At 48.8% G+C, this 16,270-nt stretch carries 14 protein-coding genes and 1 pseudogene; 12 read left to right on the top strand and 3 right to left on the bottom strand.

Annotated elements, in window-relative coordinates; genetic code table 11:
• The 9 genes from AZ66_RS18565 to selD form a co-directional block, all read left to right on the top strand.
• Positions 1-366 (top strand): DUF5696 domain-containing protein (locus AZ66_RS18565; RefSeq protein ID WP_231586946.1); only part of this gene is annotated, 366 nt, incomplete at its 5' end.
• Positions 363-1,277, top strand: a complete 915-nt coding sequence (locus AZ66_RS18560) for a carbohydrate ABC transporter permease (RefSeq protein ID WP_044356186.1) — start codon at positions 363-365, stop codon at positions 1,275-1,277. The genes AZ66_RS18565 and AZ66_RS18560, both read left to right, overlap by 4 nt.
• Positions 1,278-1,293: 16 nt before the next feature.
• The gene (locus AZ66_RS18555) at positions 1,294-2,274 is read left to right on the top strand and encodes a carbohydrate ABC transporter permease (RefSeq protein WP_082061649.1); all 981 of its coding nucleotides are present in this window, start codon (positions 1,294-1,296) and stop codon (positions 2,272-2,274) included.
• A gap of 109 nt (positions 2,275-2,383) precedes the next feature.
• A complete protein-coding gene (locus AZ66_RS18550) occupies positions 2,384-3,874 on the top strand; it encodes an ADP-ribosylglycohydrolase family protein (protein ID WP_231586945.1) in 1,491 nt (496 codons plus the stop codon).
• A 680-nt stretch (positions 3,875-4,554) separates the two neighbouring features.
• The gene (gene ilvB, locus AZ66_RS18545; protein ID WP_044356185.1) at positions 4,555-6,300 is read left to right on the top strand and encodes a biosynthetic-type acetolactate synthase large subunit; all 1,746 of its coding nucleotides are present in this window, start codon (positions 4,555-4,557) and stop codon (positions 6,298-6,300) included.
• Positions 6,297-6,797: an acetolactate synthase small subunit gene (gene ilvN, locus AZ66_RS18540; protein ID WP_021262092.1), complete on the top strand. Its 501-nt coding sequence runs from the start codon at positions 6,297-6,299 to the stop codon at positions 6,795-6,797. Before ilvB ends, ilvN begins: the two co-directional genes overlap by 4 nt.
• 184 nt (positions 6,798-6,981) lie before the next feature.
• Positions 6,982-7,974, top strand: coding sequence for a ketol-acid reductoisomerase (gene ilvC, locus AZ66_RS18535; protein ID WP_021254479.1), 993 nt, complete (start codon positions 6,982-6,984; stop codon positions 7,972-7,974).
• Between the two features lie 138 nt (positions 7,975-8,112).
• Complete coding sequence (locus AZ66_RS18530) at positions 8,113-9,663, top strand: 2-isopropylmalate synthase (RefSeq protein WP_044356184.1); 1,551 nt, start codon at positions 8,113-8,115, stop codon at positions 9,661-9,663.
• Between the two features lie 204 nt (positions 9,664-9,867).
• On the top strand, positions 9,868-10,944 hold the full coding sequence (gene selD, locus AZ66_RS18525; RefSeq protein ID WP_044356183.1) for a selenide, water dikinase SelD: 1,077 nt from the start codon (positions 9,868-9,870) through the stop codon (positions 10,942-10,944).
• Between the two features lie 128 nt (positions 10,945-11,072).
• On the opposite strand, the gene ytxJ is transcribed toward selD, so the two are convergent.
• Positions 11,073-11,447: a bacillithiol system redox-active protein YtxJ gene (gene ytxJ, locus AZ66_RS18520; RefSeq protein ID WP_021254484.1), complete on the bottom strand. Its 375-nt coding sequence runs from the start codon at positions 11,445-11,447 to the stop codon at positions 11,073-11,075.
• Between the two features lie 156 nt (positions 11,448-11,603).
• Between ytxJ and AZ66_RS18515 the strand changes: the two genes are divergently transcribed.
• Complete coding sequence (locus AZ66_RS18515) at positions 11,604-11,951, top strand: DUF1360 domain-containing protein (protein ID WP_044356182.1); 348 nt, start codon at positions 11,604-11,606, stop codon at positions 11,949-11,951.
• A gap of 166 nt (positions 11,952-12,117) precedes the next feature.
• On the opposite strand, the gene AZ66_RS18510 is transcribed toward AZ66_RS18515, so the two are convergent.
• Together AZ66_RS18510 and AZ66_RS18505 are read right to left on the bottom strand one after the other, a co-directional pair.
• A complete protein-coding gene (locus AZ66_RS18510) occupies positions 12,118-13,104 on the bottom strand; it encodes a CgeB family protein (RefSeq protein ID WP_044356181.1) in 987 nt (328 codons plus the stop codon).
• A gap of 81 nt (positions 13,105-13,185) precedes the next feature.
• On the bottom strand, positions 13,186-13,848 hold the full coding sequence (locus AZ66_RS18505) for a hypothetical protein (RefSeq protein WP_021254487.1): 663 nt from the start codon (positions 13,846-13,848) through the stop codon (positions 13,186-13,188).
• Positions 13,849-13,955: 107 nt separating this feature from the next.
• On the opposite strand from AZ66_RS18505, the gene AZ66_RS18500 reads away from it, so the two are divergent.
• Positions 13,956-15,251 carry a hypothetical protein gene (locus tag AZ66_RS18500; protein WP_044356180.1) on the top strand — a complete coding sequence of 432 codons (1,296 nt, stop codon included), beginning with the start codon at positions 13,956-13,958 and terminating at the stop codon, positions 15,249-15,251.
• A gap of 35 nt (positions 15,252-15,286) precedes the next feature.
• Positions 15,287-16,270: pseudogene (locus tag AZ66_RS18495) on the top strand (hypothetical protein); the annotation flags it as partial.

The following is a 16,270-nucleotide window of genomic DNA, read 5'->3' as shown; positions in this document are numbered from 1 at the left end:
GGGGGGAGAAGTCAGGATGTGAACAAGCGGATGCTGCAAGCAGTAGAGACAGGTTCTAACGTATTCTTCAGCTGGCTTGCGGCGAGTACAGAACAGCTCCGCGATACGATGTGGGATGACTTCTTCGCCGCAGAGTATTCACAATGGCTCGACGAAGCAGCTTCTGCGTACCGGCAGCTGAATGAGCTGCACCATAAGGTCGGAGATGCATTTATGATCAAGCATGAACGCCTGGCGGATGAGGTAGTGCAGACAACTTACAGCAATGGTATGCGCGTCATCGTCAACTACGGCAATGCGCCTGTTCAGGTAGGCGGAGCGGCGGTGGAAGCGGCCAACTATCGCATAGAGGAGGGGAGCAAATGAAGCTGTCAATTGGAAAACGAAGAAGACCCTCGCTTGAACGAAAGAAGGCGATGTTTGGCTGGCTTTTTATCGCACCGTGGTTGATCGGATTTTTGCTTCTCATGGCTGTCCCGCTCATACGATCACTGCTATTCAGCATAAGCCATTTGAGTCTGACCGAGACGGGCTACAAGCTGTCATCTGTTGGATTTGAAAATTATACAAAAGCATTCACCGTTGATCCGAACTTCAATCGGCTCTTAATTGAAGCGACAATGAACATGCTTGCGAATGTGCCGCTCATTATCTTTTTTAGCTTATTCTCAGCAGTACTGCTCTCTCAGAAGTTCCGCGGGAGAATGCTTGCCCGCGCAATTTTCTTCCTGCCGGTAGTGCTTGCATCCGGTGTTATTCAGGGAATCGACAGCTCGAACTATCTTGCCCAGATGCTAGGGGATGTTGCATTAAGCGTAGAGGGTAATTTCTCAGGACTTCGCAGCATGGGACTGCGTTCTTTGCTGACAGAGATGGGGATGAGCGGCGATATCGTATTTTATCTGACTAGCGCTGTTGATCGCATCTATTACATTGTAGCGGCGTCGGGTGTGCAGATATTGATATTTTTAGCTGGGTTGCAGTCCATATCGCCTTCCTTGTATGAGGCTTCCAAGATTGAAGGAGCAACAGGCTATGAAGCATTTTGGAAGATTACATTCCCGATGATGTCTCCGCTTATTTTGACAAATACCGTCTACACGGTTGTAGATTCGTTCACGAATAACGGAGTTACAGGTTATATTCATCGGATGGCGTTTAGGGAAAATAACTTTGGCTTAAGCTCAGCGATGTCTTGGACATATTTCCTTATCGTATCCATTATGCTTGGAGCGTGTGTCTACTTTATTTCCAAACGGGTCTTCTATTATGACTGAGAAAGGGGAGAGAAGCATGTCATCTACCGCAAAACAAAAGGCAAACGCAATAGGTCAACGTATGGAACGATGGAATGCGGAAGTTCGTCCCCTTGACCAGCTGAAGAAGTGGCTGTGGATATGTGCGCGAACCTTGCTTATCGTTGGGATCTGCTACATCATCCTGTACCCGCTCATTACGAAGTTGTCCATGGCGATTCGGGATCGGATGGATTTATTTGATACGACGATCGTATGGATTCCGCGTCATTTTACATGGGATAATTTCGAGACGGCATTTGATATGCTGGAATATCCCGCTGCGTTCTGGAATTCTGCGATGCTGAGTTTAGGGACCTCCGTTCTGCAAATGATCTCCTGCGCCTTAGCCGGATACGGCTTCGCGCGGCTGAAATTTAGGGGAAGGGGGATTCTGTTCACGTTAGTAGTGTTCACGATTGTCATCCCGCCGCAGACCATTATGATCCCGACGTATTTGAATTATCGATTCTTCGATATCTTTGGCCTTTATGAGCTGTTCACAGGCAAGCAAGGGGTTAATTTGCTGGAAAGCTATTGGCCGTTTTTTATTTCTTCTACATTAGCAATGGGGATGAAAAACGGGCTGTTCATTTTTATTTTCCGTCAATTTTTCCGTGGCCTGCCGAAGGAATTAGAGGAAGCCGCTTATGTGGATGGCACAGGGGTTCTCGGTACGTTCTGGAGAGTCATCATTCCGAATACCGTGCCGGCAATCGTTACGGTGCTGCTGTTCTCTATCGTCTGGCAGTGGAATGACAACTACTATGTCTCTCTATATATGAATTATACGCAGGTGCTGTCTTCGACGCTTGCCAGCATGCCGGGGGCATTAGGGCGGATTACGACAGATCCTTCCTATATTTCGCAGCTTATGAATACAGGAGCACTGCTTGTCATGATGCCGATGATCATTTTGTATTTATTTGCTCAGAAGTATTTTGTTGAGAGTGTTGAGCGCACGGGGCTTGTCGGATAGGTTCACAAACCATACCTTTTCCGCAGCACGAGTAATGTGCATGCACGAGAATGTTGGGGTGTTTACTATATGAGGGGAATAATGCCTTAAAAAAAGAGGAGATGGAGTTATGGGCAAAGGGAATATGCATATGCAGGCTGAGGAAATCCAGCACAATTGGGCGCATGGAAGCTGGAGCGAGCTGCTGCAGGCGGAATGGAAGCAGATGGTCGAAGAAGGCAAGGAGACACAGGGCATTGCGGAAGCCTTAGAGGATTGGATCCATCATCATTCGAACGATGAGGAGGCTGCCGCAAAACTGTATTGCGACATGTTCAATCGCCACATTCGCAGCGACTTCCCCTTTACTGAGCCATCTGACTTGGAGAGCATCCGGGAGCTGATACCAACGAAGGCTCCATTTCGCTCAGAAGAGGAGCTCAAACGGGAATCGGCACTGCGGGATGACGAGTTCTGGCATGATCGTTTCCATGGGGCATGGGTTGGGCGCGCCATCGGCTGTGCGCTCGGCAAACCGTTAGAGGTGCCTCCATTTGTCGACGGAGCGGGTGGAATTCCGGGATGGAAGTGGATTCGAACATGGCTTCAAGAAGCCGATGCTTGGCCATTTCGGAATTACGTGCCTGGACATTCGCGCGCATCATCTATTGAATTTCGTCCAGGTGAGAAACTTAGGATCTTCTTTCCAGACAGCCAGCTTGAGCAGATTCGCTTCATGGAGACGGATGACGATATGCGTTACGCGGTTCTTAGTCAGCTCTTAATGGAACGCCATGGATTGAACCTGAGGACGGAGCATGTCGCAGCGGTATGGCTGGAACGGCTCAGTCTGAAGCAGGTATTCACTGCTGAATGCATGACCTACGTGAATTTAGAGCAGGAGCTGGCGCAGGACTGCAAGATGTCAGCTTCCAGTAATAAGCGGGAAGTAGACTGGGAACGAGTGCGTATGCACCTGAATCCCTACCGGGAATGGATTGGCGCCCAGATACGCGCGGATGTATACGGCTATTCCGCTCCTGGACGACCGGAATTAGCAGCAGAGCTAGCTTGGCATGATGCCTCCCTATCCCATGTGAAGAATGGAATTTATGGTTCTATGTTCGTAGCAGCAATGATCGCTGCGGCATTCTATGAACCGGATCCTGAACGCATTGTTCGGGCGGGACTTGCTCAGATTCCAGACACGTCGCGTCTGGCTGCTGATATCACCCAAGCGATTGAGATTGGCAAGACGTCGAAGAGTGAAGAGGAAGTAGCTGAGCGAGTTTGGAACTCGTTCGGTCATTATTCATGGGTACACACCAATAACAATGCCGCGCTCGTTGCCGCTTCGTTGATTTTTTCTAAAGGAGATTTCGCGTGTGGTGTAACAACGTCCGTGCTGGGTGGATTCGATACGGATTGCAATGGAGCGACAGTAGGTTCCATTTTAGGGGCTTCTATGGGACATCAGCAACTTCCCGCACATTTCGTGCAGCCATTGAACGATACTTTATATGCGGATGTCGAAGGGTTCCATCCTATTGATTTTACTGCGTTAGCGCATCGTTCTGTTGTATTATCCAGGGGTATTGAAAACGCTTTAGTAGGAAAGTGAAAATACGTATATTAACGCAATTTTCTAAAAGTAAAGTTCGGATATAAACTGTCCACTGAGCGAAAACAGGAACATTCATGCAAAAATGAGCAGTAATCCATAATGATTCACAAAAGAAAAAAATAAAGAATGCCCTATTGACTCCTGGTAGGTGTAGGAATATAATGTTTCTAAACATTTGAAACATGACACATAATACCAACGGCAATGAAGAGGACGAAGTAGTAAGGGCTCTTATGAACAGAGAGCGGTCGGAGGTTCTGCTGAAACCGACGCCTTAACCCCTTATATGCGAGCTCACCTCGGAGCTGTTCTCCTGAACAGATGATTAGGACGCTAGAATGTATCGTTCTATCATGCGAGTAGGGAGAATCGTAGGGCGCGCGTTAGACGCTATGAGTATTTGTTATTGTCTATGGGCATACGAATACTTGCTGAGATTTCATATTGCGAGATATGAAATGAATGCGGGTGGTACCACGGAAGCACAACCTTTCGTCCCTAATGCAGCAGTTTGCTGCGGGGATGGAAGGTTTTTTTGTATTTGCTGACTCTCTCATTTCTCAGCTTCATGTGATGAGTTGGCATAGTATGTGCCTGGCCAGGCAAGACATATCTTCACAAATGTAACCTAGAGCCCGAGTATGGAAATGAGTAAATATGCGTAAGGAGGATGTCGAATGAGCTCACATCGTACGGCAATGAGGTCAAAAGAAGAATTAAGACAGAAATGGATGCAGCCTGAAGTCATTACAGGCTCGGATATTTTGCTTCGCAGCTTGTTGTTGGAAGGTGTGGAGTGTGTGTTCGGATATCCAGGCGGCGCGGTGCTCTATATTTATGACGCCATGCACGGCTGTGAGGATTTCCACCACGTTCTGACCCGGCACGAGCAAGGAGCGATTCATGCAGCGGACGGATATGCCCGTGCAAGCGGTAAGGTCGGTGTATGTATCGCAACATCGGGACCAGGCGCGACAAACCTGGTTACAGGAATTGCTACTGCCTATATGGATTCGGTTCCGCTCGTTGTTATTACAGGCAACGTAGCGACGACCTTGATTGGCACAGATGCATTCCAGGAAGCAGACATTACAGGCATCACAATGCCGATTACGAAGCATAGCTATCTGGTACGCGATGTTAAGGATCTGCCGCGTGTCATTCACGAGGCATTCCACATTGCGAACACAGGACGCAAGGGGCCGGTTCTTATCGATATTCCGAAGGATGTATCGGCGGCGAAGACGCTGTTCGAACCGGTATCAACTGTAAATATTCGCGGCTATAACCCTAACGTTCAGCCGAACAAATATCAAGTCGATAAAATGCTGAAAGCGATCGAAGAGTCGAAGTCGCCTGTGATTCTCGCGGGAGCTGGAGTTATCCATTCTGGAGCGCATGAAGAACTGTATGAATTCGTGAGCAAGACACAAATTCCAGTAACGACAACGCTGTTGGGACTTGGCGGATTCCCTAGCGGTCATGATCTGTGGATGGGCATGCCAGGCATGCATGGAACCTATACAGCAAACAATGCGATTCAGCAGGCGGATTTGCTCATTAACATCGGGGCTCGCTTCGATGACCGAGTGACGATGAAACTGGAAGGCTTCGCGCCGCATGCGAAAATCGTTCATATCGATATCGATCCGGCAGAAATCGGCAAAAATGTCCCAACGGACATTCCGATTGTAGGCGATATTCGTACTACATTGGAACTAGCCAATAAGACAGCAGCACGTGCAAACCATGCGGATGAATGGCGCGTTCGCATCATGCAGATGAAGGCGGATAAACCACTTCGATTCATCGATTCGGATGAAGAACTGAAGCCGCAATGGGTCATCCAGCTAATCAATGATACGACCAAAGGGGAAGCCATCGTTACGACAGATGTCGGACAACACCAGATGTGGTCAGCGCAATATTATCGCTTCAATCATCCGCGCTCCTGGATTACTTCAGGCGGCCTTGGAACGATGGGATTCGGATTCCCATCTGCAATCGGAGCACAAATGGCCTTCCCGGATCGTACTGTTGTATCGATCAATGGCGATGGCGGCATGCAAATGTGTGCGCAGGAGCTTGCAATCTGTGCGATTAACAATATACCGGTCAAGGTAGCGATCATCAATAACCGCGTGCTGGGGATGGTTCGCCAGTGGCAAGAAATTATCTATGACAATCGCTACAGTCATATTGACCTCGCTGGAAGTCCAGACTTCGTGAAGCTCGCGGAAGCTTACGGGGTAAGAGGATTCCGCGCGACGAACAAAGAGGAAGCAGAACAGGCATGGCAGGAAGCATTGAATACACCGGGGCCAGCGGTTGTGGAATTCGTTGTTCGCAAGCACGAGAATGTGTACCCGATGGTAACGCAGGGCTGCACGATTGACCAAATGATAATGGGGGATTGTGAATGATGAACATAACCAAACATACCATTGCCGTCATCGTGAACGATCAGCCAGGTGTTCTGCAGCGTGTCTCCGGTCTATTCGGCCGCAGAGGATTCAACATCGAGAGCATTACTGTAGGTGCTTCTGAGGAGCAAGGTCTCTCCCGCATGGTTATTGTGACCACGGGAGATGACCATATGCTGGAGCAGATCGAGAAGCAGCTGTACAAGATCGTTGACGTGATCAAGGTACTCAACTTAAGCTCCCAGCCAATGGTTGCCCGTGAGCTTGCACTCATTAAAGTGAAGGCTGAGCCACACGTGCGTCCAGAGATTCTTGGCGTCGTGGAGACGTTCCGCGCTTCGATCGTCGACATTGGGCCAAGCACGCTTATGGTGCAGGTTGTCGGCGAATCACAGAAGATCGAAGCGATGGTTCAATTGCTGGAGCCATACGGAATTCGTGAGGTTAGCCGCACAGGTGTTACTGCCTTGATTCGCGGTCAAGTAACAGATAAGTAAGGAAGCGTTTGGAATTATCCCTACACGTATGGATTGAATCGAATAACGGCCTTCGAATGAGGGGGTATCTCAGGGGACAAGCGGAAGCTGTAAGAGGCACGTATTGCCACTTGAAATACCCGCCTCATTCGGGGGAGATTACTACACACTATTTATATAGGAAGAAAGAGGAGGACTCATACTTATGCCAGTTACAATGTACTATGAAAATGACGCTGAATTTAACGTACTGCAAGGAAAAACGATCGCCGTTATCGGTTATGGAAGCCAAGGACATGCTCAAGCGCAAAACCTGCGTGACAGCGGTCTTCAAGTGGTAATCGGTCTTCGTGAAGGCAAATCTGCAGACAAAGCTCGTCAAGACGGTTTCGAAGTGTTGTCCGTTGGCGAAGCTACTTCCCGTGCTGATGTGGTTCAAATCTTGATGCCGGACGAAACGCAAGCATCTGTATACAAAAATGAAATCGAGCCGAACTTGAAAAAAGGTGCAGCCTTGATGTTCTCTCACGGCTTTAACGTACATTTCGGTCAAATCGTAGCACCGAAAGACAACGATGTATTGCTCGTAGCTCCTAAATCCCCAGGACATCTTGTTCGCCGTACGTATGTAGAAGGCTTCGGTGTTCCAGGTCTTATCGCAATCGAGCAAGATGCAACTGGCAATGCAAAGGCTATCGGTCTTGCATACGCGAAGGGCATCGGCTGTACACGTGCAGGCGTTATCGAGACTTCCTTCAAGGAAGAAACAGAAACAGACTTGTTCGGTGAGCAGGCAGTATTGTGCGGCGGTGTAAGCGCACTGATCAAAGCTGGCTTCGAAACATTGGTAGAAGCAGGCTACGCTCCTGAAATGGCATACTTCGAGTGCTTGCATGAGCTGAAGCTGATCGTTGACCTCATCTATGAAGGAGGTCTGGCTACAATGCGCGACTCCATCAGCAACACGGCTGAATACGGCGACTATGTTACAGGTCCACGCATCGTAACCGAAGAGACGAAGAAGGCGATGAAGGAAGTATTGTCCGACATCCAACAAGGCAAGTTCGCACGCGACTTCATCTTGGAGAACCAAGCGAACCGTGCATTCCTGACAGCAACTCGCCGCAACGAAGCGAACCATCCGATCGAAGTGGTTGGCGGTCAATTGCGTGAATTGATGCACTGGATCAAGAAATAAGAAGTAAAAAGTAAGATTTAATCTCATATATATAGTTCAAAAAGTCCATACTGCAGCCTTTTCGGTGCTATTCATGGGCTTTTTGAACATAAACTGATCCTTATAAAGCTCCAAAGACTACAGAAGGAGGTGCAGCCGGTGCGCAAAATTTATATTTTTGATACGACGCTTCGGGATGGAGAGCAGTCCCCTGGCGTGAACCTGAATACGAAGGAGAAGCTTGAAATCGCGCTTCAATTGGAACGCCTAGGCGTCGACCGCATCGAAGCGGGATTCCCTGCGGCATCTCCTGGTGACTTGGCGGCCGTGAATGCAGTGGCGAAAGCGGTGAAGCAATCTACGATTGTCGGCCTGTCCCGTTCCCGTATTCCAGATATTGATGCAGCTTATGAAGCGCTGAAGGGTGCAGAGGATGCTTGCTTGCATCTCTTCCTTGCTTCTTCGCCCATTCATCGCAAGCATAAGCTCCGCATGGAGAAGGAGCAGGTTCTTGAGACAGCTGAAGCAGCTATTCGCTATGCGAAGAAGTACTTCAGCAAAGTTGAGTTCTCTCCAGAGGACGCGGGCCGTACGGAGATCGACTTCTTATGCCAAATGACAGAGATGGCGATTAAGGCAGGCGCTACCGTTGTGAACATTCCAGATACGGTTGGATACTTGTCGCCGTATGAGTACGGCAATATATTCAAGACGCTGAAGGAGAATGTACCGGGAATCGAGACGATTCAGCTTAGTGCACATTGCCATGACGATTTGGGGATGGCGACTGCCAATGCGCTCGCTGCAATCTTGAACGGTGCAGATCAGATCGAAGGGACGATCAACGGTATTGGGGAGCGTGCAGGCAATACGGCGATAGAAGAGGTTGCGCTGGCACTCGACACAAGATCGAGCTTCTATGAGGCGAAGACTTCGCTCGTCTTGTCTGAGATTGCGCGTACGAGCCGGCTCGTCAGCAAGCTGACAGGCATGCCGATCCCTGGCAACAAGGCGATCGTGGGCGCCAATGCCTTCGCGCATGAATCCGGCATTCATCAAGACGGCATGCTGAAGGAACGGTCAACGTATGAGATTATTACGCCAGAGACGATCGGACTTAAGGAAAGCAAACTCGTGCTCGGCAAGCATTCTGGCCGTCATGCCTTCCGTGAGAAGCTGATTGATCTTGGCTATGACTTGGATGAAGAACAGCTGAACGGAGCTTTCGCCAAGTTCAAGGAATTGGCAGATAAGAAGAAGGAAGTATCGGATGAGGACATCCGGGCCATACTCGAGGAGAAACTGATCGATACGCCTGAGGTGTACTCGCTCGAGACGATATACGTCGCTTACGGGAACCAAGCAATTCCGGCTGCGAAAGTGCGTATCGTAACATGGGAAGGCAGTGTGCTTGAGGAAGAGTCGGAAGGCAATGGCTCTGTTGACGCGATTTACAAAGCAATCGACAAGGCTACTCAGGAAGATGTTGAGCTCGTTGACTATTCCATTAAGTCGGTCACGCACGGCAAGGACGCACTCGGTGAAGTCCATGTCGTTCTCGCACAAAATGAAATATCTGTGCTTGGTCGTGGTGTAAGTACAGATATTCTTGAAGCGAGTGCACGTGCTTATGTCGATGCGCTCAATCGACTGATTGAGAAGCGCAAGCAAGGTACAGCCAGTCGTCGTGACAAAATTGGACTTGTCTAATTGAATTAAGCAGGTAATGGAAGCTGCCCCACAAGCCTTGAATTGGCTGTAGGGGCAGTTTTTTATTGTAAATGGAACGGATAGCGGAAGACACTCGCATTTTCATAGGAACGAACGCATTGTGCGGATATGTTACAATAAGAGAGTTATGTATGATACGCACGAATGGAAGAAATTCGCCTAATGCGATGGGAGGATACAGTGATGGACCAACAACAAACAACGGTTCGCTTGACAACCTTGTCAAGCAAAGGAGGATGCGGCTGCAAAATAGGGCCGTCCGATCTGTCTCAAGTATTGCGCATGCTACCGCAGACAGAGAAGCATCCGGATTTACTCGTAGGCTTGGATACAAGCGATGATGCAGGCGTGTATCGGTTGAATGACGACATGGCATTAGTGCAAACGGTTGATTTCTTTACGCCGATTGTCGATGATGCTTATTCGTTTGGTCAAGTTGCCGCTGCGAATGCACTTAGCGATATTTACGCAATGGGAGGCAAGCCGCTCACGGTATTGAATATTGTGGCCTTCCCAATTTCGAAGCTGGACAAGTCCATCCTGGCAGATATATTGCGCGGGGCTGGAGATAAAGTGAAGGAAGCGGGAGCAACACTCGTTGGCGGCCACTCCATTGATGACGCGGAACCGAAGTTCGGCATGGCCGTAACGGGCATCATTCATCCGGACAAGGTGCTGACGAATGCAGGGGCTAAACCTGGCGACAAGCTGGTGTTGACGAAGCCGATCGGTGTCGGCATTATGACAACTTCCTTGAAGCGTGAGCTGCTTCAGCCAGAAGAAATTGAGTTGGTAACTCGGACGATGACGACACTCAATAAGACGGCAGCTGAAGTGATGACCGGATACGAGATCCATGCCTGTACCGATGTTACGGGATTCGGCTTGCTCGGCCATAGTACAGAGATGGCGGCAGGCAGCGGGGCAGGACTTGTTATTCACGCGGAGAACGTACCATTCTTGCCACGCGTGCGTGAACTGGCCGAGAACGGTGCTGTACCGGGCGGAACAAAGAATAATTATAATCATGTGAAGGATCAAGTTGTATTCGACGAGCGACTAGACGAGATTGCACAGTGGATGCTGTGTGATGCAGTAACATCGGGTGGACTGCTCTTGTCTGTTGCAGCTAGCGATGCGGAAGCGATGATTCATGAGATGCAAGCTCGTGGTGTAGAAGCGGTGTGTATCGGTGAAGTGGTGGCCGAGCACCCAGGTATGATTCATGTAGTGGGCAGCTCCGTCGGCAGACAACAATAATCAGAGTTAAATAGAGAATACGTGTACCAAAATACCGCCAGGAGAAGAGGAGAGGTTATCCTCCATTCCTGGCGGTATTTTTGATGTAAGCAAGTGAATTCGGCAAGGCGCCAACGGAAATGGCAACTTTAGAGCGAAGGATGCTGCTGTAGAAAGTGCTGTGCAAGCTGTGACAGCTGAACAGAGTTAATCTGCTGATGAGACGAATTCCATACGACTTTCTGCTTGTAAACAAGCAGAATTTGCGGGGATTTATGGGGAGTCTGCAATAGTTCCGCTACTTTGCCAGATAGCGCCTTCTCTTCGAGGACACGAACGACAGCGTAGGAGAAGCGGGAAGATACATGCGGATAACGAGTCAAAAATTGATTCAGCGCGAGGTGAGCTACTCTGCTCGAACCGCAGTTTGTATTGTGCTTATAGAGCCACAACGGCCGTTCATCTGTCTGTTGAATCAAGCTGATAAGCTGCTCCTCAGTTGCGATGATGGGGAGTCCCTGCATATATCTTCTTCCTCCTTCTGATTTTTGTTCCCGCTGCAAGGAAGGGTGGCGCTATGTAATGTCCAAGGCAGTGATAGGGAACAGTTCTATCCTTGTCAAGAAATCCATACAATGAAACTGATCGAAAGAGTATACGAGCGGCTAAGGGGGACTGCTATGCATAACATATCTTGGTTGTCATTGACGTTGCTTATTTTGGCGAGCTATCGCCTAACTAGACTCATTGTATTCGATGAAATTACTTCTTTCATTCGCAAACCGTTTGTAGAGGAGCGATATCATACGGATGAGAATGGAGCTATATTTGCCGTGATCGAAGAAAAAGGCGGCCGGTTTCATGCCCTTATGCGGAAACTGCTTACTTGTTATTGGTGCACGGGAGTATGGTCTGCCGCATTTATCACGGCATGTTACCTTCTCATCCCCATCTATGCATTCCCTGTTATCCTTCTGCTTGCTATTGCGGGTGCGGCCGGGATTATGGAGTCATTTGTCAAAGGCTAACAGAGCCCTCTTCCGCCCTCTTCTATATGCTAGGTTTCTATCCACGGGCTTGTTGCACATTTCCTCGTCTATCAGGCTGTTGTCTCTCAAGATTTCGGAAGCCGCATCATAAGATATAGCAGAGCTGATAGAAAATTCGGAACTTGCTAATCGAAGTATGAACTAGTTATTCCAGTTCCCGCACTCTACTCAACAAATGCTCAAGACGCTTCGCAAACGTATGCTCTGCCCGAGTCCGTTCATAGCCTTGAGAGGCGATGGAGCTCCGCTTGGCATCTTCGTAGAGGTACGTATGAATAAGCTCGGCACATTCCTTCGGCGATTCAAAGCATAGCAATTCCGCGCCTGGTTCATAGAACATGTGAAGATCTGGGCGATAATCAATGATCTGCGCACGCCGGCATGCCGCAATATCGAAGGTGCGATTGTTAATGGTGTGGCCAGGAGCACCTGTCTTATTTTTATCAATTAACGTATCATCTTCGCTGCGGTGAATATTCAGCACAAGCTTGGCACCGTTGTAATAACGAGGCGTCTCAGAGAAGTTGACCCACTTGGTTCGCAGGTGAGGGATACAACCGCCCGACCAATTGACGGTGTCCCAGAAATGTCCGACAAGTTTCACATGTAAGCCAGAATCAAGTTCCTTCAGCATTTGCTGCATCATACGCAGTCGGTTATCGTACCCTGTACCGATGAAGCAGATGTCGCTCTCATAAGAAGGGTGAGCGTTGAAGGGACGGAAGATATCGGTGTCTGTTCCGAGCGGCAAGTGGTGAACTCGCTTGCAGCCGTGGCGCTCATAGTAAGGGACACAACCAGAATCAATGGTGAAGATGATGTCGTATTCGGCTGCTACTTGCAGCGCATTGTCGATGGCATAGGGATCATCAACGAACCACACGCCAATTGGAATGCCCATCCTCCGTATGCTGCGAACTTGATCAACAGGCAAAAAAGAGCGCGGGCCGCAAATGGTCAAGACGAACTCAGGCCTGAATTCGCAGATATCGGGAAGAAGCTGCTGAAGTGGTGCACGATTCAACAGAAATATTTTGCTCTCATGACACTGGCCGTACAGAGCCTTCATGAGCGCATTATCGAGGATATCAATTGGCCTCCGATAACCGGAAGCGATATAGTATAGCCGCATTAGCCCCTCCTCGTTCCTGTCATCGAGAAAATAAAAAAGGGGATGGTTTTAGCCACCACCCCAAGCCGATCAGCATTTTGATTATGATGGGAACGGATAAGGTGCACCAGGGAAGATAGTAGGACATTGTTGCGGGAATGTGACAACACAAACGTTCTCAGGGATTGGAATCACAGCACGTGGTTGGCACAGCTCAGCTTCGACAACTAACTTGACAGGCGCTGTTACTTGAATGCTTTGGCAAATCACGATATCTACGTTGACACAAGAGTTGTCGACAATATCGAGAACTTCAATGGTTGTTGTGTTCGGAACGATATCGCAAGATACAGTAGTTCCCGGAGGCGCGCACAACAGAACTTTCTCGAAGCGTACAAAGGTTTTTGTAAACGAGCAATGTACTACGTTAGGGACGACAGTAGTATCAATGATCGTGACTTCAAACGTTCCTGTTTTCTTAATGACAACACGTTGTAGAGTAACTGGTGTGCCACCAACAGTAACTACTACATTTTCTCTGATTGAACCGACTTTCTCGCCGCAGCTTACTGACAGTACCGTTGCTTGAACGCTGAATGAAGCCGGCAATGGCAAGCAGATAGCTGGATCGATGCAGGCTTCATCAACAATTTGCGTCGTTAACAACACCCAATCGAATACTTTAGGAACCTCTATACATTCCAAAGAGGGTAGTGGCAAATATTCGGGGGGCGTTGTTTGCCCTTGAACTAACTTGCTCTCCATGAATGTTTCCTGCCTCCTTTATAGAATCTGAATTCAAATTCAATACAGTCTATGGGGGCGATCTAGAAAAGGTGACACCCCCATAAAATAATTTGGAGGGGATCGCAGTGAGGCAAGAAGTTTGCTTATATTCCTCAGAAGGCGTGCATTGGGTAGAACTTCAATCCGATGGGTCGCTGCTTCATTCCTTATACCGCGGAGTTGAACAGGTCAAGCAGCACCTATGGAGGTTCAGCAGTACCGTGAAGCAGTTCAGCGCCATTCTGCTTCATGGCCATTTACATATGTTGATGGCTTATGAATCGGGTATCTATTATGCACGTTGCAGCGTGAATGCACGTGAAGATGAGAAGCAAGAATTGCGAATAAGCAGGCATCCCAGCTCATCGAATCCGTATCTCTTTAACCTTGGCAGAACCCTCTATTTCGGCTTCACTACAATACTGAACAAGAAGTTTACGTATGTGCTTCGACAGGTTGAGCAGGGGAGGTGGCGAGAGAGGGCTTTTTCCTATGTTCACGAAGATTATGGAGTCAATGTACATATTGAACAAGCAAGCTGCGATATAAGTGAATCAGGGACTTTATATGGGCTGTTCCTGATCCGACATGGAGATACGAATCGACAGCAGCTAATGCTGCTTGAGCTCGATATGGAATCAGAGGAGGCAAAATGGCAACATGTTTTCTCTTCTGCGCAAGCAGGGCAGAGTTGGAGCATTACAATATCCGCGGCGAGGGAAGGAGATCCGTATCTCGCGTGGGTCGTACACAACGGAGTCACAGCTACGGTATATTGTGCGCGGGGCATACAAGTTACGAATTCCTGTATCCCTTTGAAAGTGTTTTTTCAGAATCAATTTTCCGTTCCTCGACTTACTATTGCAGGAGAACATGGTCTGTTTCTCTCGATTACAGGTTCCTCATGGTTAGCCTCTACATATTCAAGCAACGGAGGGAAGAACTGGGGCTCCTTTATGGAAGTACCGTTCGCCCGGGAATCGAGGCTTCGCATCATCCAAGGGGTTCGTTGTTCTGAACAGGATCATGTGCCTGTCCCGCTTCTTGGCATCGGGTATCCATGCTTCCGTCCGATCGAACTCATTGATTTGTTCCATCCATTCTTGACCATGAATACAATGGGTCCTTCTGTACAGGATGATGTATTGCTGCATTATGCCAAGCTGCAGTTAGGCGTACTGCATGAATTTGCATCTGAGCGAATTGCTGTATGGCAAGAAGAGATGATGCTGCTTGAAGAACGCCTGCTGCAAGAGGAACATGTGCTGCAGCGATTGGAATCATTTATCGAAGAGATGGAGCGGGAGCAGTATCGCGTATTGGAGCAGTTGCATGCCGTTGGTTCCAATTTGGCACCATTCGGAATTCGCCTCATACAATGACGTTAGTCAGTACATACAGGAGGGAGGGGCATGGAATGCACATTCAATTGAATGGCAAGCCATTATGCAAGATTGCGGAGACGCGGTTAGTTGATGTTTACCAGCTACTGGGCAAGTACTCGTTCACATTTCATCTGGACAAACGACAAGGCATGCTCGATATTATGAACCCGCTTGAAGGGTGCCGAGTTGTACTAGAGAGTAAGATGACGGAGATTGTGGATCGGTTGTGGTACCCGATACAGTCCACGCTGTCCCAGGCCGGATTGAGGGTCACGATTGTGGATTCAGAGGATACGCGCAAGCAGCTGTTAAGCGAATCGAATCATCAGCGGCAGGGGATATGGATATCAGCAGTACCGGATGATGCAATGGAGGTAAGTGTTCATTATTATTTCCATCATCGCAAACAGAGCAAACAGTTGGCCCAATTACTTATTATGAATATGTTGAAGCACGGTGAGCTGCCTATCCGTGGAGCGAGCTTGAATTGGAAGGATCGGTCGAATTATCAGTTATCGCTGACAGGGCATTCTTGGACTTCAGTGGCACTCACATACGGCGGATTTCTGCGATTGTCTACGGAACAGCTCGTGCAGCTTGGCAATGGAATCACCCGTGCAGCTGCCTCCTACTTCTCGTATCTTCCGATTCTAGATGTCATTGAGAAGCTTCGAGCGATGGATAATGGCGAGGGATCTAAATCGGATAGGGAGAATGAAAAAAGTCCCGTTACTACTGAGGTGCGGTACGCTGAAGACATTGCATCGCTGCGGGAGGAAGAGGCGACGGTTCCGCATGTGCAGACCTCATTCATGGATGCATCCAATATGCATCAGTCTGTAGAATATTCACGCAGGGATGAACTGGAACCGTACGAACACTCGAAGCAGCGGGGGCATAGCGAGGCGAGGCTTGCTCAAGAAGCGCGTTCCGCTTATGAGGGTTCAGGGGCGCACAGTGAAGAACGAGTAAGTGTGCATGAGCTTGAGCATGGGAATGAGCTGAATGAGCAAGTG

Origin of the sequence: Paenibacillus sp. E194 (assembly GCF_000935845.1) — a bacterium.
GTDB classification, from domain to species: domain Bacteria; phylum Bacillota; class Bacilli; order Paenibacillales; family Paenibacillaceae; genus Paenibacillus_B; species Paenibacillus_B alvei_B.
Note: the sequence above shows the minus strand (reverse complement) of the source record. Positions and strands in the feature narration are given on the sequence as shown.